The organism is Nonomuraea sp. NPDC049649 (genome assembly GCF_040675175.1).
Classification (GTDB): domain Bacteria; phylum Actinomycetota; class Actinomycetes; order Streptosporangiales; family Streptosporangiaceae; genus Nonomuraea.
Map to the genome: position 1 here is coordinate 22708 of NZ_JBFAOH010000004.1, position 23586 is coordinate 46293.

A 23586-nucleotide genomic window follows, 5' to 3' on the forward strand; every position below is an offset into this window, starting at 1 on the left:
TTGCATTAATGTACTTGGCATGCTCGGAGGCCCAGCGTGGCGGTGACGATTCGTGATGTGGCGGAGGCGTCGGGCGTGCACGTCTCCACCGTGTCGCGCGCATTCTCCGCGCCTCATCTGGTCAACCCGGTGACGCGCACCCGCGTGCTCGCCGTCGCCGAGGACCTCGGCTACCGGCCCAACCGGGCCGCCCGCGCGCTGACCACGGGGCGTACGCACAATATCGGCCTGATCGTGGCCGACATCGCCAACCCGTTCTTCCCGCCGCTCATCAAAGCGGCCCAGGCGCAGGCGAGACTCCGCGACTACCACGTGTTCGTGGCCGACACCGACGAGGACCCGCAGGTCGAGGAGGAGCTGATCCAGACCCTCACCAAGCAGGTCGACGGTGTGCTGCTGTGCAGCCCCCGGCTGACGAACAAGACGATCGAGCGGCTGCGCGAAGAGGTGCCGTTCGTCGTGGTGAACCGCCGGGTCAAAGGCATGCCCACGGTGCTCATGGACGTCGGGCGCGGGGTCCGGCTGGCCGTCGAGCACCTCACCGGCCTCGGCCACCGCAGGCTCGCCCTGGTGACCGGGCCCAGCGGGTCGTGGACCAGCAAGGAGATGCAGGCGGCCGCCGCCGCGATGAGCGAGGCCGACGTCACCTTCCTCGGCCCCAACGCGCCCACCGAGCTCGGCGGCCTGGCAGCCGTCACCGACGTGATCGCCTCCGGCGCCACGGGAGTGCTCGCTTACAACGATCTGGTCGCGATCGGGCTCATCGAGGGGCTGGCCGAGCGCGGCGTCGACGTGCCGGGGGAGATCAGCGTGATCGGCGTCGACGACATCGTGCCCGGCCGCCTGAGCCGCCCCAAGCTGACCACGATCGCGATGCCCACCGCCGCCGCCGGCCGCATCGCCGTCGATCTACTGCTCGGCTCGGTCGACTCGGAGGCCGCCGGCGGCGTTACGGTTCTGGAGACCAGCCTGATCGTCCGCGATTCCACGGGAGAGGCCAACTCATGAACTTCGGAACGCTGCCCACGGGGGAGCGCGTCGAGCGCCACGAACTGACCTCCGGGCGCCTGCGCGCGGCGGTGCTCACCTACGGAGCGATCCTGCAAACGCTTGAGGTCGACGGCGTCAACGTCGTACTCACCCTGCCCACCTTGGAGGACTACCAGACCCGCAGCCGCTACTTCGGCGCCGTGGTCGGCCGCTACGGCAACCGCATCGCGGGTGGCCGCTTCACCCTCGACGGCACCGAGTACCACCTGCCCCTCAACGACGGGCCCAACAGCCTCCACGGCGGCACCGAGGGCTTCGACAGCAAAGTCTGGACCGTACAGAACGTCACCGGCTCGGCCATCACGCTCACGCTCGTCAGCCCCGACGGCGACCAGGGCTACCCCGGCACGCTGACCGCCTCCGTCACCTACACCCTCGACGGCGACGCGGTGCGCATCGACTACACGACCGAGACCGACGCCCCGACGGTGGTCAACCTCACCAACCACTCCTACTTCAACCTGGCCGGCGGCGGCGACGTGCTCGGCCACGTGATCCGCATGGCCGCCGACCACTACCTGCCCGTCGACGACGACAAGATCCCCACCGGCGAGCTCGCCCCGGTCAAGGGCACCGTGTTCGACTTCACCACCCCGCACGCCGTGGGCGAGCGGTTCGACGGCGCCTACGACCACTGCTACGTCCTCAACGGCGACATCACCGTGACCGAGCCCCGCAGCGGCCGCACGATGGAGGTCACCACCACCGAGCCCGGCGTCCAGCTCTACGCGGGCGGCATGCTCGACGCCGACGCGACCACGTACGGCCCGCACGCCGGGCTCTGCCTGGAGACGCAGCACTACCCCGACTCGCCCAACCAGCCCGCGTTCCCCTCGACCGTGCTGCGCCCCGGCGAGGTCCGCACCTCCACCACGACCTACCGCTTCCCCGCCTAGAGCAGCGACGGCGTCGCCCGGAGCACCAGCAGCGCCACGTCGTCCCTGGACGGGGCGTCGGCGAAGGAATCGACCGCCTGCCGCACCCGCTCGGCGACGGCGTGCGCGCTCAGCCCGGCGCACTCCGACAGGATCCGGGCCAGCCCGTCGTCGTCGTCGAGCAGCCGGTCGCCGTCGCGCCGCTCCGTCACCCCGTCGGTGACGCAGAGCAGCACCTCCTCCGGCGCCAGCTCGAACGTCTCCACCGAGAACCGCGCGTCCGCCTCCACCCCCAGCAGCAGCTGCGGCGAGGCCACCTGCTCCACCTTGCCGCAGGCGCGCAGCAGCAGGGGAGGCACGTGCCCGGCCGAGGCGATCGTGCAGAGCGCCCCGCCCTGCGGCAGCGGCGTCAGCTCCCCGCACAGCAGGCTCAGGAACCGGCCGTCCTCGTCGTCCGCCTCCTCCAGCAGCGTCCGGTTGAGCCGGTGGAGGATGTCGGCCACCGTGTAGTTCTCCTTGGCGAGCAGCCGCACCGCGTGCCTGGCCAGCCCGGTGACCGCCGCCGCCTCCGGCCCGCTGCCGCAGACGTCGCCGAGCGCGAAGCACCAGTGGTCGGCCACCGTGAACAGGTCGTAGAAGTCGCCGCCGACGTCCGCGCCCTCCCCGGCCGGCTGGTACACCACCGCCGACTCCAGCCCCGGCATCGGCGCCATCCGCACCGGCAGCAGGCTGCGCTGCAGCACCTTCGAGGTGGTCGCCTGGCGCGCGTAGAGCATCGCGGTGTGCAGGTTGAGCGCGATCAGGCGGCACAGGTCGGCCAGCAGGTCCGCCAGCTCCAGCGGCAGCGTCGGCTCGGCGCGGCCGATCACCAGCGCGCCGTACGACCGGCCGTGGGTCAGCAGCGGGAACGACAGCACGTTCTCGCGGCCGATCGGCCAGGTGACCTCGCTCAGCGGCGAGTGCGGGATCGCGGGCAGCGACTCGCGCAGCCCGGGGTTGTGCCGCTCCTCGCGGTGCCAGACGTGCGCCAGCCGGGTCATGCCCGCCAGGTCGGTCAGGTAGATCGCCGCCCAGGTGGCCAGCTTCGGCACCACGAGCTGCGCGGCGAGCACGGCGATCATCTCCTCCTCGTGCACGCCCGCGAGCAGCTCGCCCGCCTCGGCCAGGAACGACAGCCGCCCCCGGTGCGCCCGTTCCTGCTCGGCCAGCCGCTCCCGCTGCACCGTGCCGGCCACCTGGTCGGCGATGTGCCGCAGGCTCGCGGGCAGGTCCTGGTCGAACCGGCCGGGGTCGGCGGCCGTCACCGCGAGATACCCGACCACCTCGCCCGCCGCCACCAGCGGCGCGCACGCCAGCGACCGGGCCCGCAGCTGCTGGGCCAGCTCGACGTCCGCGGCGAGCAGATCCTCCACCACCGGCGGGGTGCCCGGGTCGGGGGCGAACGCGCCCGCCGCCACCACGCCGACCAGCCCCGCCGTCGCGCCCGCGCCCGCCGCCACCCCGAACCGGTGGCCGGAGTCGGCGCGCAGCAGCACGTACGCGGCGTCGCCCGCGCTGGAGTGCTGGGCGATGCGCGCGATCGTGTCGAGCAGTTCGGCGAACGGCCGGTCCCGGTCCAGCAGGTCCTTGATGCGCCGGCCCGCCTCCCGCCGGGCGGGCGACGGCGGCGAGGCCAGCACGAACCCGTGGGCGCCGCCCACCACCATCCAGATCGCCCGCCGATGCTCCGGCGGCCCCCCGGTGCGCAGGTGGGAGACGTAGACCGGGACCAGCCGGCCGTCGCGGTGGCGCATCCGCGACTCCCCGCGCCAGCGGCCGAGCGCGAGCGTGTCGGACAGGGCCAGCGTGTCGCCGCCGTGCCCGTGCCAGTCGACCAGCTCCTCCAGCGGCCGGCCCGCGACCTGCCGCGCCGTCCAGCCCAGCAGGGACTCGGCGTCGGCGTTCCACGAGATCACCCGCCCGCCCGCGTCCGCGACCAGCACCGCGACCCGCAGCGCGTCGACCGGCTCGCGCGGCGCGGGCACCGGCGGGCAGGGCGGCTCCTGGGCGTCGGCGAACTCCATCCGCACCCAGACCCGCTTGGTGGTCCTGGTGTACGTGACGCCCCAGGCGTCGGCGAGCATGCCCGCCAGCGCCAGGCCGCGCCCGGAGGTGGCCAGCGGCCCCGCCGGGGCGGGACCGTCCAGGATGACGCGGTCCGGCTGCTGGTCGTCGACCTCGATCTCCAGCTTGGGCGGCACCGCCTCGGCGTCCAGCCGGCAGGTCAGCTCGATGCCGGTGCCGGCGTGCACCACGGCGTTGGTGACCAGCTCGCTGGTCAGCAGGACGGCGTCCTCGGCCAGATGGTTCAGGCGCCACTCCCCGAGCACCTGGCGGACGAACCGCCGCGCGGCCGCTGGGGCATGGGTCGTGCCGTCGAAGGCGGTGCTCGACACCCGGGTCGTCTCCACTGTGCGTCCTAGAACATCACTCGATGTGGCTTCGGTCACACTCAGGGTGGCAGAACGAGAGCCTCCGCTCCCGCCACTTCCGAAGAAGGCCCCGGCTGGGCCACCAGGTTGGGTGCTCTTTTGACACGATCCGGCGAGTCACGATGCTTTCGCCGTGGTATCCGACGTACCTTTGGCACCATGGCCACCCGTACGCCGAAAAGCGCACCGAAGGGGCCGGCGAAGCGGTCGCCCTCGTCTCGCTCGACCCCCGCGAAGCGGGGAGCCACGTCCGCGGGGCGGGCCAGGGCGAAGGGCTCGGGACCGGCCCGCAAGGCGCCCGCGACCCACCAGGATCCGATCAGCTGGATCTTCACCATGATCGGCAAGCTGGTGGTGGGGCTCTGGATGCTGCTCGCCAACGGCATCGGCAGCACCGCCCGCGCGCTGGGCAAGAACGCCAGAGAGCTCGACCCCGTACACCGGCGCGACGGCGTGGGGCTGGCCATCCTGGCCGGCGCCATCGTCCTGGCGGCGATGACGTGGCGCGACACCCGGAGCGGCGTCTCCGAGGTGGTCCACACGGTGGCGCACGCCGTGTTCGGCTCGCTGGCGTGGGCGCTGCCGCTGCTCCTCGGTCTGCTGGCCTGGCGCTACCTGCGCCACCCCGACCAGAACGCCGACACCGGCCGGCTGGTCATCGGGTGGAGCGCGCTGCTCATCGGCATCCTCGGGGTGATCCACGTCGCCAACGGCACCCCCTATCCCGCGGGCGACGGCAACCACACCATGGAGCGGGTGTCGGAGGCCGGCGGCCTGATCGGGTTCATCGTGTCCGCGCCGCCGATGAGCATCCTGCCGCCGTGGATCACGATCCCGCTGCTGATGCTCCTGTCGGGGTTCGGCGTGCTGGTGATCACGGCCACGCCCGTCCACCGCATCCCGGAGCGGCTGGCCGAGCTGCGCCACCTGGTCTTCGAGCGCCAGGCGCCCGAAGACCGGCCGGCGTCCCAGCCGAGGAAGCGCGCCCGGCCGAAGAAGCCCGCCGTCGAGGGCGAGGACTCGGTCAAGCCGTATGACACCCCCGTCCTGGCCGAGAAGGACAAGCGCCAGGACCACTCGCCGGAGATCGTCCCCGGGCTGGTGGACGAGGAGCCGCCCCCGCCCAGGCAGCCGGAGCCGCCGCAGCCCACCCCGGCGCCGCGCAAGGTCGAGCAGCTCGTGCTCTCCCCGCAGGCGGGCCCGTACCAGCTGCCGGACCTGCAGCACCTCAAGCCGGGCACCGCGCCGAAGCCGCAGACCAAGGCCAACACGGTCGTGGTGAACGCGCTGACCAGCGTGCTGGAGCAGTTCGGCATCGACGCCCAGGTGATCGGTTTCACCCGCGGGCCGACGGTGACGCGCTACGAGATCGAGCTGGGGCCCGCGGTGAAGGTGGAGAAGGTCACCGCGCTCACCAAGAACATCGCGTACGCCGTCAAGTCAGCAGATGTCCGGATTTTGTCCCCGATCCCCGGCAAATCAGCCATCGGGGTCGAGATCCCCAACGCCGACAAGGACCTGGTGGCACTCGGCGACGTGCTGCGCGCCCAGGTGGCCCAGGCCGACCACCACCCCATGATCGTCGGGCTGGGCAAGGACGTCGAGGGCCGCACGATCGTGGCCAACCTCGCCAAGATGCCCCACCTGCTCATCGCCGGCGCCACCGGCGCCGGCAAGTCCGTCTGCGTCAACGGCCTGATCACCTCGATCCTCATGCGCGCCACCCCCGACGAGGTACGCATGGTGCTCGTCGACCCCAAGCGGGTCGAGCTGAGCGTGTACGAGGGGATCCCCCACCTGATCACCCCGATCATCACCAACCCGAAGAAGGCCGCCGAGGCCCTCGAATGGGTGGTGGGCGAGATGGACCGCCGCTACGACGACCTGGCCGCCAGCGGGTTCCGCCACATAGACGAGTTCAACAAGGCGGTACGGGCCGGCAAGCTCACTCCGCCGCCCGGCAGCGAGCGCGTCTACCAGCCCTACCCGTACCTGCTGGTGATCGTGGACGAGCTGGCCGACCTCATGATGGTGGCCCCGCGCGACGTCGAGGACTCGATCGTGCGCATCACCCAGCTCGCCCGCGCGGCCGGCATCCACCTGGTGATCGCCACCCAGCGGCCGAGCGTCGACGTGGTCACCGGCCTGATCAAGGCCAACGTGCCGTCCCGGCTGGCCTTCGCGGTCTCCTCGCTGACCGACTCGCGGGTCATCCTCGACCAGCCGGGCGCCGACAAGCTGGTCGGGCAGGGCGACGCGCTGTTCCTGCCGATGGGGGCGAGCAAGCCGATCCGCATCCAGAACGCGTTCGTCTCCGAGAAGGAGATAGCCGAGGTCGTCAGGCACTGCAAGGAGCAGATGCAGGTCGAGTACCGCCACGACGTGACGGCGGCGGCGAGCGCGAAGAAGGAGATCGACGAGGACATCGGCGACGACCTCGACCTGCTCATCCAGGCGGCCGAGCTGATCGTCACCACCCAGTTCGGCTCCACCTCGATGCTGCAGCGCAAGCTGCGCGTCGGCTTCGCCAAGGCCGGGCGGCTGATGGACCTGCTGGAGAGCCGCGAGGTGGTCGGCCCCAGCGAGGGTTCCAAGGCCCGCGAGGTCCTGGTGAAACCGGATGATCTGCCCCAATTGCTGGCTGACCTGCGTGGCGAATGACCCCAATGGCCGCTTCCCCGACGCTAACTGCTTGAATAGGAGTTACTACGCTCCGTCGTGGGGGAGGCGGTTGTCGTGCAGGAGCAGAGCATCGGAGCCATGTTGACGGCGGCTCGGCAGTCTTCGGGGCTGACGGTCGAGCAGCTGAGCCAGGTCACGCGCATACGCGAGGCGATCATCAAAGCGGTCGAGCGTGACGAGTTCGCCGATACCGGCGGCGATTTCTACATCAGGGGGCACATCAAGACCATCGCGGCGGCCGTGGGCCTCGATCCCGAGGCCGTGGTCCACCGCTACGACCAGCAGAACGGCGGGGCGCCGAAACCGGTGCGGGCCTCGGCCGTGTTCCAGACCGACCGCATGCTGAAGATGTCCGAACGGCGCGGGCCGGGCTGGACCGCCGCGCTGGCGGTCGCGCTGACCGTGGTGGTCGTGTTCGGCGTGGTCAAGGTCCTGGGCGGCGCCTCCGACCAGGTGCGCACCGCCGGGGCGGAGCGGCCCGCGGCCAGCGTGCCGCCGAACTCGCCGTTCACCGAGGCGCCGCCGCCCGTCGCGATGGCGGGCAAGAACACGGTCGTGGTCGCGGTCGAGGCGAAGCGGCGGGCCCACATGACGGTCCGCGACGCCGAGGGCCACGAGCTGTTCGACGGCAGCCTCAAGGCGGGCGGGAGCGCCACCTGGCGGGCCAAGAGGCGGATCGATTTCGAGGTGCATGACGCCGGGGCCGTGTCGCTGCAGGTCAACGGCAAGAAACTGGGCGCCGTCGGGAAACGGGGGGAGAAGGTGCGCCGGTCGTTCGGCCCTGGGAAGCCGTCGGCCCGGTAGCCACTGCGCGGGGGGTGGCCAACTGCCGATACCGTAGGTGTCACCATGTCATCCCGCCGAACCGCATCGCTGATCACGCTGGGCTGTGCCCGCAACGAGGTCGACTCCGAGGAGCTGGCCGCGCGACTGGAGGCTGCCGGCTGGCAGCTCGACGACGACGACCCCGAGGTCGTGGTCGTCAACACGTGTGGCTTCATCGAGTCGGCCAAGAAGGACTCGATCGACACCCTGCTGGCCGCCGTCGACTCCGGGGCCAAGGTGGTCGCCGCGGGCTGCATGGCCGAGCGCTACGGCAACGAGCTCGCCGAGGCCCTGCCGGAGGCCAGCGCGGTCATCTCCTTCGACGACTACGCCGACATCGGCGGGCGCCTCGACGACGTGCTCGCCGGGCGGCCGCTCACGCCTCACACGCCGCGCGACCGGCGTGCCCTGCTCCCCATCACACCGGTGGAGCGGGCCGCCGCGCCGCGCGGCCACATCCCCGGCCACGGCGACCTGCCTGACGGGGTGGCGCCCGCGAGCGGCCCCCGGGTGCTGCGCAAGCGGCTCGACGAGAGCCCGGTGGCCTCGCTCAAGCTCGCCTCGGGCTGCGACCGGCGCTGCACGTTCTGCGCCATCCCGGCCTTCCGCGGCGCCTACGTGTCCCGCGACCCCGACGACCTGGTGGCCGAGGCCGACTGGCTGGCCCACCGTGGCGTGCGCGAGCTGGTCCTGGTGAGCGAGAACTCCACCTCCTACGGCAAGGACCTGGGCGACCTGCGGGCGCTGGAGAAGCTGCTGCCGCGGCTGGCGGCGGTCGGCGACATCTCCCGGGTGCGGGTCAGCTACCTCCAGCCCGCTGAGCTGAGGCCGGGCCTGATCGACGTGATCGCCGGCACCGACGGCGTCGCCCCGTACTTCGACCTGTCCTTCCAGCACGCCAGCGGCGGGGTGCTGCGGCGGATGCGCCGCTTCGGCGACCCCGAGCGCTTCCTGGGCCTGCTGGAGAGCATCCGCGAGCGGGCGCCCGAGGCGGGCGTGCGCTCCAACTTCATCGTGGGCTTCCCGGGCGAGACCGAGGAGGAGTTCGGCGAGCTCGTCTCCTTCCTGGAGGCGGCCCGGCTCGACGTGATCGGCGTGTTCGGCTACTCCGACGAGGACGGCACCGAAGCCGCCGGCTTCGAGGGCAAGCTGCCCGCGGAGGTCGTCGAGGAGCGCGTGCGGGTGCTGACGGAGCTGGCCGAGGAGCTGACGGCGCAGCGCGCGGAGGAGCGGATCGGCACGGACGTGGACGTGCTCATCGACGAGGACCTGGGCGACGGCGGCTACGAGGGCCGGGCCGCCCACCAGGGCCCCGAGGTCGACGGGTCGGTCACGGTCCAGGGCATCGGCCTGGTGCCGGGCCAGCTCGTGCGGGCGACGGTCGTCGACGCCGAAGGGGTCGACCTCATCGCGCGGATCAAGGCCGCCGGTCCATGAGCAGAGACGAGCGCCGCGCGGTGAGCCCGTGGAACATCGCCAACGTCCTCACGGTCCTCCGGTTGGCGCTCGTCCCGTTCTTCGTCGTCTGCCTGTTCCTGCCGGGGACGGGCTGGCGGCTGGCCGCGCTGGCGGTGTTCGCGGTGGCGTCGTTCACCGACCACCTCGACGGGGAGCTGGCCAGGCGCTACGGGCTGATCACCGACTTCGGCAAGATCGCCGACCCGATCGCCGACAAGGCGCTCACCGGGGCCGCGCTGGTGTGCCTGTCGGTGCTGGGCGAGCTGCCGTGGTGGGTGACGATCGTGATCCTCGGCCGCGAGCTGGGCATCACGCTGCTCCGGCTGGTGCTGATCAAGCTGGCGGTCATCCCGGCGAGCTACGGCGGCAAGGTCAAGACCGCTCTGCAGATCGCCGCCATCGTGCTCTACCTCCTGCCGTGGGGGCCCGACGCGCTGCGGTGGACGCTGATGGGGGCGGCGGTCGTGGTCACGGTCGGGACGGGGATCGATTACGTGATCCGCGCGATCAGGCTGCGCGGGATGGCGAGGCGTACGCGCGGGGAGTGAGGGGGCCATGGGAGGTTCAGCCGCCGTAGCGCGGGTGCTGGCGTCGCTGGAGCGCCGTGAGGCCACGCTGGCCGTGGCCGAGTCGCTCACGGGCGGGCTCATCGGGGCGACGATCGTCTCGGTGCCGGGCGCGTCGAAGGTGTTCCGGGGCGGGGTGATCTCCTACGCCACGGATCTGAAGCGGCGGCTGCTGGACGTCCCGGAGGAGCTGCTGCGCCGCGAGGGGGCGGTCCATCCCGAGGTGGCCGCGGCGATGGCGGCGGGGGTCGCGCGGCTCTGCGAGGCCACGTACGGGCTGGCCGTCACGGGTGTGGCCGGGCCGGATCCGCAGGACGGGCAGCCGGTCGGCACGGTCTTCGCCGCGGTGAGCGGGCCGGGCGGAAAGTTGTGGGAGCGGCCGTTGAGACTTGAGGGGTCGCGCGAACGTATCAGGGTAGAGACGATGGACGAGGCTATCGATCTACTGTCAACTGTGCTTAAGGAGAACAAGGGGGAACATTTCGGATGATTACCGTGTTACGTCCCCAGCGAACATGCGAAGCACGGTCTGACGCGGTGTCGGTTGATGCGGGTACGGTGGAGCTGTGAGAGAGGTCCGTGAGCCAACTGCAAGCAGCAAGCGCCCGGCAGGCGGGCCTGACGAGTCACAGGATGCGCCACGAGCGGCGGGCCAGGCTCGGAGACGCCCGGTGATGACGGCGAGGAGTATGTACGAAGCGAAGAAGAACAACGAGCGGCACGACTCGATCGCGCGGGGCGTGGTGAAATCATCCGCGCCGGGGAGGGAGCGACAGATGATTCTGCTGCGTCAGCTGCTCGGAGACGTGCTCAGGCGGTTGCGCGTGCGGCAGGGACGCACACTCCGAGAGGTGTCCACGCTGGCACGCGTTTCGCTTGGTTACCTGTCCGAGGTCGAACGGGGCCAGAAAGAGGCGTCGTCCGAGCTGCTCGCGTCCATCTGCGGCGCGCTCGGGGTGCCGCTCTCGCAGGTCCTGCGTGAGGTCTCCGATCAGTTCGCGCTGGCGGAGCTGCAGGCCGCGCCGGTGCTCGCCGACGTACCCGAGCACGAGCGCATCGCGGTTCCCGACTCGGTCCCCGGGTCGATGTCCGATTCCGTGTTCCCCGAGGTCAAGGACATGGTGGCTGCCTAACGCGGCTGGCAGCCACCACACCACAGGATGAGCCGCTCCTGCGGCCGTGCCCCCATCTCCCCGCGGCTGATGCGGGTGCCGCAGCGTCGACAGGGCCTTCCCGCCCTGCCGTAGACCCACGTCTGGTGGGCCGGGCGGCGATCTCCCGTGGTGACCGTGCCCGCGCGATGCCGGTTGGCCGCCAGGAGCCTCTGCGCCAGCGTGACCAGCCCTTCCAGATCCCCGACGTCTCCGACCCGCCGCCACGGCCACACACCGCGCAAGAACAACGTCTCCGCCCGATAGATCGTGCCGATCCCGGCGAGATTGCGCTGATCGAGCAGCGCCTCCCCGATCGTCACGTCCGGGGCCCGGCTCAGCCGCCGCACGGCCTCGGCCGGATCCCAGTCGTCGCCCAGCAGATCAGGGCCCAGATGGCCGACGACCTCACCCTCGTCGGCCGTTCTCAGCAGATCGACCATCCCCAGCTTCAGCCCGACCGCCTGCCACTGCCGGTTCGCCAGGATCAGCCGCACCTGGTCGCCCCCGGCCGTGCGCCGGCCCGCCGGAACGACCAGCCACCTGCCGTCCATCCGCAGGTGGGTGTGGACGGTGAGCCCGCCCTCCACCCGGGTGAGCAGATGCTTGCCCCGTGACACGGTCTCCAGCACGGTGCGGCCGGTGAGGTCGGCGGTCGCGTGGCGCGGCACCCGGAAGTCCGACCGGGTCAGCGCCTGCCCGTCGAGCGCGCCCCGCAGCCGCGCGGCGGTCCGGTAGACGGCGTCACCCTCGGGCATGCGTCTCAGTCTACGGACGAGCCGGCGGCCTCCACCCACGCGTCGACCAGGTCCGCCAGCCGGTCCAGGGCCTCGTCGACGCGCTCCCGGTCGCCGGTGGTGAGGATGTCGATCTGCAGGCCGGTGTAGGCGGCGTTGGCCAGGGTCGAGATGCGCAGCGCGTCGGGCTCGGGGACGCCGCGCTCGCGCAGCAACGAGGCCACGAACTGCGTCCGCTCCGACAGCAGCCGAGGGATCAGCCCTGCCAGCCGCCCACTCGCCGCCAGGCCCTCGATCTCGTGGATCAGCCGGGCGATCGGCAGGTTCTCCTCCTTGAGCTGCCACTGCCAGGTACGGCGGATGATCGTGCCGACGCGTTCGGATCCGTCCCAGCCGGGCAGGGAGCGCAGCCAGGCGCGGTGCCGCTCCTCCAGCCGGGCCATGGTGGCCGACAACAGCTCCTCCTTGTCGGCGAAATGGTGCGTGAGCACGCGGGTGGACTTGCCCAGGTGCTCGGCCAGCGGCCGCATGGACAGGGTCGACAGGCCGTGCTCCGCCACGTAGTCGACTATGTGGTCGAGCAGTTCGGCCCGGCGGGCGGGGTCGGCGGTCCTGGCCATCGGATATCCCTTTGACGCCATCTGGGTGACGACTGCTACCTTAATCGGGCAACGACTGTTACCTTTATTTGAAGGGGCATCCATGTCCGGAAGAGTGCCCGTCTGGCTGCTGGCATTGACGTTCACCACCTTCACCTTCGCCACCGACGACTACGTGATCGCCGGCGTGCTGCCCGCCATCGCCCGCGACTTAGCCGTCAGCGAGGCGGCGGCCGGGCAGCTGGTGACGGGGTTCTCGCTGACGTTCGCGCTGGCGGCACCGGTGGCGTCCGTGGTGACCGCCTCGTGGCCGCGGCGCGCGCTGATCACCTGGGCGCTGCTGGTGTTCGCAGCCGCCAACGGGGCGGCGGCCCTGACCTCGTCCTATCCCGTCCTGATGGGGCTGCGGGTGCTGGCCGCGGCGGCCGCCGCGGCCGTCGTGCCCGCCGCGTACGCTGTGGCCGCCTCTCAGGCCCCGGACGGGCGGCAGGGGCGCTACCTCGCGCTGGTGATGGGCGGACTGACCGGTTCGCTGATGCTCGGCGTGCCCGTGGGCACCTGGGTCGGCGGTTGGTTCGGATGGCAGGCCACGTTCGTGCTCGGCGCACTGCTGGGGCTGACATCCTTGGCCGCCGTGCGCCGGACGCTCCCGCGCCTGGCGCCCGAACCGGCCGACGGCACGCTGCGGGAGCGGCTGGCGCCGCTGGGCCGTCCCCAGGTGGTCCTGGGCTTGCTCGCGATCGTGGCGACGGTGCTCGGCAGCATGATGGTGCTGACCTACGTCGCCCCGTTTCTGCGCGAGCTGGCGGGAGCCGGGCCCGTCGAGGTCGGCTGGGTGTTCGTGCTGGCCGGCGCGGCCGGGCTCGTCGGCGGCCAGCTCGGCGGGCGTTCCGCTGACCGGTGGGGCGCCGACCGGGCACTCCTCGCGGGCATCTGCGCGTTCGGCGGCGTCATGGCCGCGTTCACCGCGCTGTGGGAGCTGCGCCCGCTCGCCCTGCTCGTGCTCCTGCCGCTGCTCGCGCTCTGGGCTGCGGTGTCGTGGTGGATCCCGCCGCCCGCGCAGACCCGCCTGCTCGCCCTGGCCGGTCCGGCTGGTCCGCAGGCGCTGGCGCTCAACAGCAGCGCGGTGTACGTGGGCGTGTCCGGCGGGGGCGCGCTCGGCGGCGTCGTGCTGGAGATGTACGGGCCGGGGCTGCTCCCCGCGGCCGCGGCCGTGGTAGAGGTCGTCGCCCTGGCGCTCTTCTGGCAGGCGTCCCGGCTGGGCCGCTCGGCGGGCGCACCGGCCGCGCAGGCGAGCGCGGCGGCCGTACGGGGGCGTGAGCAGGGTTAGTACGAGGATCTGAGACAGGGGGCTGGTACGAGGGCGTCGAGGCTGCCCGAGTCCGGCGGCAGCGTATCGGGCCGGTCAGTCCCAGGCGGCGGGGTCGGCGGCGAGCTGGCGGACGCGTTCGGGCAGGCGGCCGGTGGCGACGTTCTCCAGCGTGACCTCCTCCAGGATTTCGCGCTCGGTGGCCCGCAGGGCGATCCACACCTGCTGCAACGACTCCGCCGGCCCCCGGTAGCCGACGTGCTCGGGCCGCTCGCCCCGCACGTTGGCCAGCGGGCCGTCGACGGCCCTGATCACGTCGGCGAGCGAGATCTCCGCAGGGGGGCGGGCCAGCACGTAGCCGCCCTCGGGACCGCGCTGGCCGCGGACCAGCCCGGCCCGGCGCATCTGCAGGAGGATGTTCTCCAGGTACTTGGGCGGCATGTCCTGCTCCTTGGCGAGCTCGCCCACGGTTGTCGGGCCCGCACCGGCTGCGGCGAGTTCGGCGGCGGCTCGGAGGGCGTAGTCGACACGAGCAGAAAGGCGCATGATGTCGATTATCCCTGTTGGTCAACAGTGGTTAGGCGCACGGTGGCCACTACGGGCAGATGATCTGAGAACCGCACCAGCGGAGCATCGGCGGAGAGGGCGGTCAATCCGTCGGTGATCAGCACGTGGTCGATCCGTTTCGCCGGGTCGTCGGCGGGTGAGGTGTGCGGGTCGCCGAGGGCGAGCAGCGGGTCGGACAGCCCGGCCTGCTCCAGCACCCGCATCTCCGGGTCGCCGGGGCGGATGTTGAGGTCTCCGGCAAGGATCACCGGCCTGATCGCCTCGCCGGTCTCCCGCGAGCGCGGTCCCGCCTCGGCGGCGCTCCTCCCGGCGGCCAGGGCCCTGACCATGGCGGCGACCTCGGCCGCCTGCCCCGCAGGGGCTTGCAGATGGGTGTTGACGAGGCCCAGCTCGCGGTCGCCGATGCCGAGCACGATCGCCTGGGCCTGGGCCCCGGTCGGGTAGTCGTGCCGGCCCAGCGGATGGGAGTGCACGTCCCGTACGGCCAGGTTGGTGAGCAGGGCGTCGCCCCAGAGGTGGTCCGCGGCGGGGGCGAAGTGGTAGCGCATGCCGAGGCCGCGGGCGATCCTGGCCAGGTCGTCGTGGCCGCCGTTGAGCAGCCAGCCCCGGTCCACCTCGCTGAGCAGTACCACGTCCGGCCGCTGGGTGGCGGCCCAGGAGGCGATGTCGTCCACTCCTGTGATGGATGGAGGGAAGCGTCTCGTCCTCCGTCTGGGTCGGGGCAGTGTCCTCCGTCTGGGTCGGGGTGGGGCCGTCCAGGAGGGGCGGGGCAGCGTTCCTCGTCCCGGTGGGGAGGATGTCGTCCGCGGGGGAGGTGTCCTTAGCGGTGGAGGTGCGGGTCAGGAGGAGGAAGGCGACGCACAGTGCTGTCACCGCGGCCCACGGCAGGACGCCGGAGCGCCACGCCAGGTCCACCCCGTCGAGCAGCAGGTGACCGAGGAACGAGACGGCCAGACCGGCCATGATGCCGACGGGAGCCGCCGGTCTCACAGTCGTCCGTGCGCATCCGTACAAGAAGATCAGACCGGCGGTCACGCCCGCCGAGGACGTGTAGAGCTGCCAGGCGCCCGCTTGCAGGAGCACGCGCGCCAGCACCAGCGCGACGGCCCCGCCCAGCACGGCCCAGCGCGGCCGGAGCAGGAGCGCCAGGAACGGCAGGACGAACCACGCGGCCGCGTACAGGCCCATGAGTTCGGGAGCCGTCGAACCGGCCTGCCCGAACAGCGTGATCAGCGACGGCAGGAACACCCGCAGCACGTCGAGGAAGAGGACGACACCGAGGGTGAGGAGAGCGACCTGTCGGCGGAGGGACAGCATGAGCCATCCTCGCGTTCACCTGCATCGATAAGCAAGGGTGGGAGCGCTAAACTTCTAATAACCTTTTCGATTTCGTTTTTGACGGTGGGATTTCAGCGTGGAGCGACGCCCTGGTGTGCCCAGACTTCTCCGGGAGATCAACGACCGGGCGGCGCTGGAGCTGTTGCTGACCTCCGGGCCGATGACCCGGGGGCAGATCGGCGAGCAGACCGGGCTGTCGAAGGTGACCGCGTCCCAGACGCTGGCCCGGCTGGAGGAGCGCGGGCTGGTCGAGGTGGTCGGCGCCCAGGCGGGCGGGCGCGGCCCCAACGCGGCGCTCTACTCGGTCATTTCCTCCAGCGCGTACGTGGCCGGGCTGGAGGTCGGCCCCGGGCTGATCTCGACGGCGGTCGCCGACATCCACGGCCGCACGATCTCGCGGGTCGCCGTCGATCCCGACGCGTACACCGACCCGGTCGCCGCCGTGCACGAGGCGATCACCAAGGCGTGCCGGAGCGCCAAGGTGGGCTTGAGCAGGCTGCGCGGCGTCGTCATCGGCACGCCCGGCGTGGTCGACCCGCGCAGCGGCGACGTGCGTTTCTCCTTCGACCTGCCGGGCTGGCACGAAGGCATCCACGAGGCCCTGGCGGGCGACCTGAAGCGCGAGGTGACGATCGAGAACGACGTCAACCTCGCCGCCATCGCCGAGCGCGCCGACGGGGCCGCGCAGGGCGTCGACGACTTCGTGCTGCTCTGGTCCAGCCGCGGCCTGGGCATGGCGGTGATGCTCGGCGGCCGGCTCCACCGCGGCCGGTCAGGCAGCGCGGGCGAGATCGGCTACCTGCCCGTGCCGGGCGTGCCGCTGCCCGAGGACATCCGCACCACGCCGGGGCGGCTGCCGTCGCTCGCGGGCGGCCTGCAGTCGCTCGTCAGCTCGGAGGCGGTGGCGGAACTGGCTCGGGGGTACGGGTTCGCGGCCGACAGCGCCGGGCAGTGCGTCCAGGTGGCGGTGGCGGCCGGGGCCGAGGGCGAGCCGCTGCTCGACGAGGTCGCCCGCAGGCTCGCCCTGGGCGTGGCGGCGGTCTGCGTGATCCTGGACCCCGGCCTGGTGGTGCTGGCGGGCGAGGTCGGCCATGCCGGGGGAGAGGCGCTCACCTCCCGGGTGGAGGAGGCGGTGGCCCGGATCTGCCCGGTCCGCCCGCAGGTGACCACCACCGCCGTCACCGACCCCAACCCGGTGCTGCGCGGCGCCGTCCTCGCCGCACTCGACCAGGCCCGCGAGGAACTCCTCACGTCCTGACCTCAGGGCTCAGGTCCCGAGCAGCAGCTCCGCCGCGGCCTGCGCGTTCACTCTCGCCGCGCCGTACGTGGCGATGTAGGCGGCGGTCTCCGGCCGCCACACCGGCAGGCCCATCTCGACCACGGTCGTGTCCGGCCGGGCGGTCACCAGCGCGGAGACCAGCGCCCGGCTGTCCGGGTGGCGGTGCGCGTCCTTGACCACGACCACCAGGGAACGATCCACGGCCTTGGCCAGCAGCCCCGGCACGTCGGCCGCGTCCGGGGCGACCCGCAGCACCTCCGCGCCCGGCAGCCACGGCCCGATCCCCCACGGCACGTCGCCCACCGCGATGGTGGGCGGCGTCTCCACCTCCACCACCAGCGGCTCCGCCAGTGGTGCGGGCCGGCCGGTCAGCCGCACGGCGCGGCGGGCGGCGCGCAGGCCGATCCCGTCCAGTCCGGCGGGGGCTGCGGAAACCGTGCCGAACCAGGCGCGCAGCGCCTCCACCCGGGCGGCGGCCTCCTCCAGCCTGGCGGGCGGCAGCGTGCCCTGGACCGCGGCCTCGACGATCGCGTCGATCACCGCGAGCACGTCGTTCCGGTCGGGGATCGGCCCCAGGCAGAGCAGGTCGGCGCCGGCGGCCAGCGAGCGCACCGCGCCGCCGTCGAGCCCGACGCTCTTGGTGATGGCGTGCATGTCGAGGGCGTCGGAGACCACCACGCCGTCGTAGCCGAGCTCACCCCGCAGGAGCTCGGTCAGCGCGGCCGATGACAGCGTGGCGGGCATGCCGCCGGTGAGCACGGGAACGGCCACGTGCGCCGTCATGATCGTCCTGGTGCCGGCGGCGATGGCCGCCCGGAACGGCGCCAGTTCCCGCTCGCGCAGCACCTCCGGCGTGACGTCCACGACCGGTATGGCCAGGTGCGAGTCGACGCGGGTGGCGCCGTGGCCGGGGAAGTGCTTGACGCAGGCGGCCACTCCGGCCGCCTGCAGCCCTTCGACCGCGGCCACGGTGTGCCGGGCGACCAGCGCCGGTTCGTCGCCGAACGAGCGGGTGCCGATGACCGGGTTGTCCGCCTCGGTGTTGACGTCGGCGTCCGGCGCCATGTTCAGGTTGACGCCGCACCCGGCCAGCTCCGCGCCGATCGCCCGGTAGACCTGATGGGTCAGCTCGACGTCGTCCACGGCGCCGAGCGCCGCGTTCCCCGGGTACGGGCTGCCCTCGTGGTAGGCGAGCCGGGTGACGTCGCCGCCCTCCTCGTCCAGGGAGACGACGGGTTCGCCGCCCGCCTCCCGCAGCGCCGCGGTGAGCGCGGCCACCCGCTCGTGGCCGTCGACGTTGTGGCCGAAGAGCGTGACGCCGCCCAGCCCGTGCTCCAGCTCGCGCAGCACCCAGCCCGGCGGCGTGGTGCCCCGGAAGGCGACGAGCAACGTACCGGCCGCGAGGCGGCGCAGCCCCCGATCACTTCGACTCATGGCTCCTCATCGGATGAGAACAGGCAGCCTCAGACAGAGGAGGCGCCCGACGGCGTGGAATCAGCCCTTGACGGCGCCGGCCATCAGACCGGTCACCATGCGGCGCTGCACGATCATGAAGAAGATGACGACCGGGATGGTCATCATCGTGGAGCTGGCCATGATGGCGCCCCAGTCGGTGCCCTTCTGGCCGAAGAAGAACTGCAGGGCCACGGGCATGGTGTAGCCGGACGACTCGCTCATCAGCACCAGCGCGAAGATCAGCTCGTTCCAGGCGGTGATGAACGAGAAGATGCTGGTCGCCACGAGACCGGGCGCGACCAGCGGGAAGAGCACCCGCCAGAACGTGGTGAACCTGGACGCCCCGTCGATCCAGGCGGCCTCCTCCAGCGACTTCGGCACCGCGGCCACGAACGTGCGCAGCATCCAGATGCCGAACGGCAGCGTCAGTCCGACGTTGACCAGGATCAGACCGGCGAGGTGGTCGTACAGGCCGAGCGCCTTGACCCGCAGGAACAGCGGGATGAGCAGCGCCTCGGCCGGGATCATCTGCGCGACCAGCAGCAGGAACAGGAACCCGGTGCGGCCCTTGAACCGGAACCGGGCCACCGCCGTCGCCGCCAGCAGCGAGAAGACCGCGCCGATGAGCACGGTGCCGAGCGCCACGATCGCGCTGTTGCCCATGTAGACCCAGATCGAGTTGCCCGCGACGCCCTCGGTCAGCACCCGCATCAGGTGCTCGAACGTGAAGTGGGTGGGGAACGGGATGAACTCGGTGGTGAAGATCTGATCGTTGGCCTTGAAGGCGGTCGAGACCATCCAGTAGACGGGGAAGACCGCGAACAGGAACACCATCAGGGCGAGCCCGTTCAGCACCACCTTGCCCAGGCGCTTCCTGGCCAGCGGGGTCATCACAAATCCTCCTGCTTGACCAGTTGCCGGATGTAGACGGCCGTGACGACCAGCAGGATCACCGTCAGCACCAGCGCGATGGCCGAGCCCGTGCCCATCTTCTGCGGCGCCTTGAACGCCTCGGTGTAGGAGTACATGGACAGGTTGAACGCCTCCCGGTTCGTCGGCCCGCCCATGAGCACGTACAGCTGGCTGAAGACCTTGAAATCCCAGATGATCGACAGCACCGTGAGCACCGCGAACACCGGCTTGAGCAGCGGGAACGTGATCCGCCAGAACGTGCGCCAGCCGGACGCCCCGTCGACCCGGGCGGCCTCGTACAGCTCGCCGGGAATGCCCTTGAGGCCGGCCAGCACCGACACCGCGATGAACGGGAAGGACGCCCACACCACCGTGATGACCAGCACCAGGTAGACCGACCAGGCGTCGTTGAGCCAGGGCTCGCCGGTCCAGTCGGCGCGGCCGAAGAGCGCCGAGGACAGCCAGTCGGGCAGCAGGTTCAGCGCCCAGTTGATGATCCCGGCCTCGGCGTCGAACAGCCACTTCCAGATGATGCCCTGGGCCACCGGCGGCACCGCCCAGGCGCACATGATGCCGATCACCAGGAACGTGGACATCCTCTTGCCGAGCTTGCTCAGCAGCACCCCCACGGCGGTGCCGAGCACCAGGGTCAGCGTCACCGCGACGGCGGCGAACACGACGGTGTTGCGGAGCGAGTCCCAGAAGATCTCGTTCTCGAAGATACGGGTGAAGTTCTCGGTGCCCACCCATTCGGCCGGTCTCCTGCCGCTGATCTGCGGCAGGCCGACCTTCTGGAAGGCGATCACGGCGACCTGGAACATCGGGTAGAGCAGCAGCGCCGCGATGACCAGCAGGCCGGGGATCAGCAGGACGTACGGGATCGACCAGGTGGGCAGGCCGCTGCGCCTGCCGCCTTTGGACGGGCCCCTGCCCGGGGCGGAGGCGTGCCTGCCGCCCCGGGACAGTGTCGACGTGTTCGTCATGGCCTCAGGACTGGTTGAGGATGTCTTCGAGCTCGGTGTTGGCCGCGGCCAGCGCCTCGTCGACGCTTGCCTTGCCCTCGATCACCTGCCGCGCGGCGTTCTGCAGCACGGCCTTGGTCTCGTTGGCCTCGGTCCAGTTCGGGTCCGCCGGGAAGGCCTTGGCCTTGGCGAACGCGGCCGCGAACGGCGCCTGGGCCGGGTCCTCGGCCAGCTTGGCCAGCGCCTCCGGGTAGACCGGCAGCAGGCCGCCGTCGGTCGCGTACCTGACGCCCCACTCCTTGTTGGTCGCCAGCTTCACGAACTCCTTGGCCGCCTCGGGCTCCTTGGCGGCGCCCCAGACGGCGATGTCGTTGCCGCCGAGGAACGCCTGCGCCTCGCCGCCGTCCTTGCCCGGGAGCGGGAAGAACGCGAGGTTGTCACTCTTGAGCTTGCCCTTGCTCTCCTCCTCGATCGCGGGCAGGTCCCAGGACGCGGTCAGGTACATGCCGACCTTGTCGTTGGCGAAGCGGGTACGGATGTCGGAGCTGTTCTGGGTGAGCCGGGACTTGCCCGACAGGCCGTCGGTCACCAGCGACGTGTACTGCTCGAAGCCGGTCTTGAAGCCGGGCTCGGTCAGCTTGCCGACCCACTTGTCGCCTTCCTTGACCGCGTACTCGCCGCCCGCGGTCCAGGCCAGGGAGCCCAGCAGGTGGTTGGCGTCGGAGCCGCCGTTGAAGGCGAACCCGTCGACGTCGGAGCCCTTCTCGGCCTGCACCTTCTTGGCCGCGGCGACGAGCTCGTCCCAGGTCTTCGGGACCTCGATCTTCAGCTCCTCGAACCAGTCCTTGCGGTACAGCACCGCGCGGGTGCCGCCGCCCCAGGGCACGGCGTACGTCTCGCCGTCGATGGTCTCCATGCCCATCAGGTTCCTGGGGATCTCGGCCTGGTCACCGGCGTTGACGATGTCGGTGACCGGGGCGAGCGCCTCCTGGCTCACCCAGAGCGGCACCTGGTCGTTGCCGATCTCGGTGACGTCGGGGCCGGCGCCGCCGGCCGCCGCGGCGGTGAACTTGTCGTTCACCTGGGGCCACGGGATCCACTCGACCTTCACGGTGGCGCCGGTCTCCTGCTGGAACGCCGCCACCAGTTCGTCGGTGTACTTCTGCGCTTCGGGGTTGCTGTCGCCCAGGCGCCAGAGCGTGAGCTCCTTGCCGGCGAAGGCGGGGCCGCCGCTGTCGGCGCTGCCGGCCGCGCTCGGCTCCGCCGCCGGCGTCTCGCTGCCCCCACAGGCCGCCAGGCCCAGGGCCAGGGCGGCCGTGGTGACCGTAGTGGCTGTGATCTTCGCGATCCTCACAGGGTTCTCCCTTCCCGGGTGCCGGCCTACGGTCCGCACCAGGCTGATCGTCATGTAGAACGACAGGTGGTAAACTAACAAGAAACTTTCTTTAAAGAAACCACCCGTTAGCCGATCGTGACGAGAAGGGCATGAAGATGAGCCGGAGCCCCGGGACGCCTCGCCTGCTGCGCAGGCTCAACGACCGCTCCGCGCTCGAACTCCTCCTCGCGGAGGGCCCGCTCACCCGGGCTGAACTGGGCGAGCGGACCGGGTTGTCCAAGGTCACCGCGGGTCAGCTGCTCTCCCGGCTGGAGGACCGGGGCCTGGTGGAGGTGGCCGGGGAACGCGCGGGCGGCAGGGGACCCAACGCCGCACTCTACGGCGTGCGCCCCTCCAGCGCCTACGTCGCCGGCCTGGAGGTTTTGCCCGAGAGCGTCACCGTCGGGGTGGCCGACATCACAGGCCGCACCGTGGTCGAGGTCACGGTCAACCCCTTCGGCGGGGACCCGGTCCGTACGGTCCAGGCCGCGGTCGAGCGGGCCTGCGCCGCCGCCGACGTCGGCCTGTCGCGGCTGCGCGCCTTCGTCATCGGCACCAGGGGCATGGTCGATCCGCGCACCGGCGACGTCCGCTTCTCCCTGGACCTGCCCGCCTGGCACGTCGGCGTGCTCGCCGCGCTCCGCCGCGGCCTCGGCGGCTCCGTCACCATCGAGAACGACGTCAACCTCGTCGCCCTCGCCGAGCACCACTACGGGGCCGCCGCCGGCGTCGACGACTTCGTGGTCATGTGGGCCGGCATCGGCCAGGGCCTCGGCGTCATGCTCGGCGGCCGGCTGCACCGCGGCATCACCGGCGGCGCGGGTGAGATCGGCTGGCTGCCCGTGCCTGGCGAGCCGCTGCCCGCCGACGTCAAGCAGCCCAACTCCGGGTCCTTCCAGCGCCTCGTCGGCACCGCCGCGCTCCAGGCTCTGGCGAGCGCGTACGAGGTGCCCGGCGCGACCGTCCCCGACCAGCTGCGCAACGGCGGCGACGACTTCCTCGACGCCGTCGCCGCCCGGCTCGCCGTCGGCGTCGCCGCCGTCGCGGTCGTCCTCGACCCCGGCCTGATCGTGCTCAGCGGCGACATCGGCCGGGCGGGCGGCGAGCGGCTGGCCGCCAAGGTGCAGGACGCCGTCGCCCGCATCTGCCCCGCCCCGCCCGCCGTCGCGACCGGCGGCGTCCCCGGCAACCCGGTGCTCCGCGGCGCCCTCGTGGCCGCCCTCGAACAGGCCCGCGAGCAGGTGTTCTCCGACACCGTCTGACGCATGTGGGAGAATTTCTGCACATGTGGCAGCCCCCGAGTGACATCGTGCTCATATCCGATCCCCGCGTGGCGGCGATCCCGGTCCGTGACGACGGCGAGTCCCTGGCGGACGTACGCGGACGGCTCCGGGTCGACACCCGGCTCGCCGACGCCGACGGCGCCTACGCCCACCTCCGAGAGGGCCTGCTGACCAGGCTCGAACGCGCAGAACGTCACCTGCCCGACGGCTACCACCTGCTCATCGTCGAGGGCTACCGGCCCGTCGCCACCCAGCGCCGCTACTTCGATGAGTACCGCGACGAGCTGCGCGCCGCCTTCCCCGACATGACCGAGCAGGAGGCGCACGTCGCCGCCAGCCGCTACGTCTCCCCGGTCGAGGTCGCCCCGCACACCGCCGGCGCCGCCGTCGACCTCACCCTCTGCGACCCCGACGGCCACGAGTACGACATGGGCACGCAGGTCAACGACAACCCCGAGGAGAGCGACGGCGCCTGCTACACCGCCGCCCCGCACATCTCCGACGACGCCCGCGCCCACCGCAAGCTCCTGGCCGCCGCCCTGGAGCCGGTCGGCCTGGTCAACTACCCCACCGAGTGGTGGCACTGGTCCTACGGCGACCGCTACTGGGCGCTGGCCACCGGCGCTCCGGCCGCTTGCTACGGACCGGTAACGATGTAGGGATTCCCGAAGGCGGCAGGCGGGCACAAATCG

At 71.7% G+C, this 23586-nt stretch carries 21 protein-coding genes; 12 read left to right on the forward strand and 9 right to left on the reverse strand.

What is annotated here, in order from left to right; all coding sequences use genetic code 11:
• Window positions 1-36 precede the first annotated feature (36 nt).
• Window positions 37-1008, forward strand: coding sequence for a LacI family DNA-binding transcriptional regulator (locus AB0J42_RS07295; protein WP_364289916.1), 972 nt, complete (start codon window positions 37-39; stop codon window positions 1006-1008).
• Window positions 1005-1946: an aldose epimerase family protein gene (locus AB0J42_RS07300; protein ID WP_364289918.1), complete on the forward strand. Its 942-nt coding sequence runs from the start codon at window positions 1005-1007 to the stop codon at window positions 1944-1946. Before AB0J42_RS07295 ends, AB0J42_RS07300 begins: the two co-directional genes overlap by 4 nt.
• Here the strand turns inward: AB0J42_RS07300 and AB0J42_RS07305 are convergent.
• Window positions 1943-4375 carry a SpoIIE family protein phosphatase gene (locus AB0J42_RS07305; RefSeq protein ID WP_364289920.1) on the reverse strand — a complete coding sequence of 811 codons (2433 nt, stop codon included), beginning with the start codon at window positions 4373-4375 and terminating at the stop codon, window positions 1943-1945. The genes AB0J42_RS07300 and AB0J42_RS07305 overlap by 4 nt on opposite strands.
• Window positions 4376-4555: 180 nt before the next feature.
• Here AB0J42_RS07305 and AB0J42_RS07310 point away from each other — a divergent pair, with 180 nt between their 5' ends.
• From AB0J42_RS07310 to AB0J42_RS07335, 6 genes are all read left to right on the forward strand, one after another.
• Window positions 4556-7057 carry a DNA translocase FtsK gene (locus AB0J42_RS07310; protein WP_364289922.1) on the forward strand — a complete coding sequence of 834 codons (2502 nt, stop codon included), beginning with the start codon at window positions 4556-4558 and terminating at the stop codon, window positions 7055-7057.
• Between the two features lie 99 nt (window positions 7058-7156).
• The gene (locus AB0J42_RS07315; RefSeq protein WP_364289924.1) at window positions 7157-7882 is read left to right on the forward strand and encodes a helix-turn-helix domain-containing protein; all 726 of its coding nucleotides are present in this window, start codon (window positions 7157-7159) and stop codon (window positions 7880-7882) included.
• A 45-nt stretch (window positions 7883-7927) separates the two neighbouring features.
• On the forward strand, window positions 7928-9340 hold the full coding sequence (gene rimO, locus AB0J42_RS07320) for a 30S ribosomal protein S12 methylthiotransferase RimO (protein ID WP_364289926.1): 1413 nt from the start codon (window positions 7928-7930) through the stop codon (window positions 9338-9340).
• Window positions 9337-9909, forward strand: coding sequence for a CDP-diacylglycerol--glycerol-3-phosphate 3-phosphatidyltransferase (gene pgsA / locus AB0J42_RS07325; protein ID WP_364289928.1), 573 nt, complete (start codon window positions 9337-9339; stop codon window positions 9907-9909). Before rimO ends, pgsA begins: the two co-directional genes overlap by 4 nt.
• Before the next feature lie 7 nt (window positions 9910-9916).
• On the forward strand, window positions 9917-10417 hold the full coding sequence (locus AB0J42_RS07330; RefSeq protein ID WP_364289930.1) for a CinA family protein: 501 nt from the start codon (window positions 9917-9919) through the stop codon (window positions 10415-10417).
• Between the two features lie 286 nt (window positions 10418-10703).
• A complete protein-coding gene (locus AB0J42_RS07335; RefSeq protein ID WP_364290501.1) occupies window positions 10704-11060 on the forward strand; it encodes a helix-turn-helix transcriptional regulator in 357 nt (118 codons plus the stop codon).
• Here AB0J42_RS07335 and AB0J42_RS07340 read toward each other — a convergent pair.
• On the reverse strand, window positions 11057-11836 hold the full coding sequence (locus tag AB0J42_RS07340; RefSeq protein ID WP_364289932.1) for a DNA-formamidopyrimidine glycosylase family protein: 780 nt from the start codon (window positions 11834-11836) through the stop codon (window positions 11057-11059). The two genes, AB0J42_RS07335 and AB0J42_RS07340, sit on opposite strands and share 4 nt — an antisense overlap.
• Window positions 11837-11841: 5 nt before the next feature.
• A complete protein-coding gene (locus AB0J42_RS07345) occupies window positions 11842-12435 on the reverse strand; it encodes a TetR/AcrR family transcriptional regulator (RefSeq protein ID WP_364289934.1) in 594 nt (197 codons plus the stop codon).
• Window positions 12436-12517: 82 nt separating this feature from the next.
• Here AB0J42_RS07345 and AB0J42_RS07350 point away from each other — a divergent pair, with 82 nt between their 5' ends.
• Entirely contained in the window at window positions 12518-13744 is a 1227-nt protein-coding gene (locus AB0J42_RS07350) for an MFS transporter (protein WP_364289936.1), read from the forward strand.
• Window positions 13745-13819: 75 nt separating this feature from the next.
• On the opposite strand, the gene AB0J42_RS07355 is transcribed toward AB0J42_RS07350, so the two are convergent.
• Together AB0J42_RS07355 and AB0J42_RS07360 are read right to left on the reverse strand one after the other, a co-directional pair.
• Window positions 13820-14269 carry an Rrf2 family transcriptional regulator gene (locus AB0J42_RS07355; protein WP_364289938.1) on the reverse strand — a complete coding sequence of 150 codons (450 nt, stop codon included), beginning with the start codon at window positions 14267-14269 and terminating at the stop codon, window positions 13820-13822.
• Window positions 14270-14277: 8 nt separating this feature from the next.
• The gene (locus AB0J42_RS07360; protein ID WP_364289940.1) at window positions 14278-14964 is read right to left on the reverse strand and encodes an endonuclease/exonuclease/phosphatase family protein; all 687 of its coding nucleotides are present in this window, start codon (window positions 14962-14964) and stop codon (window positions 14278-14280) included.
• A gap of 740 nt (window positions 14965-15704) precedes the next feature.
• On the opposite strand from AB0J42_RS07360, the gene AB0J42_RS07365 reads away from it, so the two are divergent.
• Entirely contained in the window at window positions 15705-16886 is a 1182-nt protein-coding gene (locus tag AB0J42_RS07365) for an ROK family protein (protein WP_364289942.1), read from the forward strand.
• A 9-nt stretch (window positions 16887-16895) separates the two neighbouring features.
• On the opposite strand, the gene AB0J42_RS07370 is transcribed toward AB0J42_RS07365, so the two are convergent.
• From AB0J42_RS07370 to AB0J42_RS07385, 4 genes are read right to left on the reverse strand one after another with little or no spacing between them, the layout of a single operon-like run.
• A complete protein-coding gene (locus AB0J42_RS07370; protein ID WP_364289944.1) occupies window positions 16896-18341 on the reverse strand; it encodes a glycoside hydrolase family 3 protein in 1446 nt (481 codons plus the stop codon).
• 60 nt (window positions 18342-18401) lie between these two features.
• Window positions 18402-19253 carry a carbohydrate ABC transporter permease gene (locus AB0J42_RS07375; RefSeq protein ID WP_364289946.1) on the reverse strand — a complete coding sequence of 284 codons (852 nt, stop codon included), beginning with the start codon at window positions 19251-19253 and terminating at the stop codon, window positions 18402-18404.
• On the reverse strand, window positions 19253-20257 hold the full coding sequence (locus AB0J42_RS07380; RefSeq protein ID WP_364289948.1) for a sugar ABC transporter permease: 1005 nt from the start codon (window positions 20255-20257) through the stop codon (window positions 19253-19255). Before AB0J42_RS07380 ends, AB0J42_RS07375 begins: the two co-directional genes overlap by 1 nt.
• Before the next feature lie 4 nt (window positions 20258-20261).
• Entirely contained in the window at window positions 20262-21590 is a 1329-nt protein-coding gene (locus tag AB0J42_RS07385; protein ID WP_364289950.1) for an extracellular solute-binding protein, read from the reverse strand.
• A 137-nt stretch (window positions 21591-21727) separates the two neighbouring features.
• Between AB0J42_RS07385 and AB0J42_RS07390 the strand changes: the two genes are divergently transcribed.
• Together AB0J42_RS07390 and AB0J42_RS07395 are read left to right on the forward strand one after the other, a co-directional pair.
• Window positions 21728-22873, forward strand: a complete 1146-nt coding sequence (locus AB0J42_RS07390; protein WP_364290502.1) for an ROK family transcriptional regulator — start codon at window positions 21728-21730, stop codon at window positions 22871-22873.
• A gap of 68 nt (window positions 22874-22941) precedes the next feature.
• The gene (locus AB0J42_RS07395; protein ID WP_364289952.1) at window positions 22942-23553 is read left to right on the forward strand and encodes a M15 family metallopeptidase; all 612 of its coding nucleotides are present in this window, start codon (window positions 22942-22944) and stop codon (window positions 23551-23553) included.
• Window positions 23554-23586: the final 33 nt, after the last annotated feature.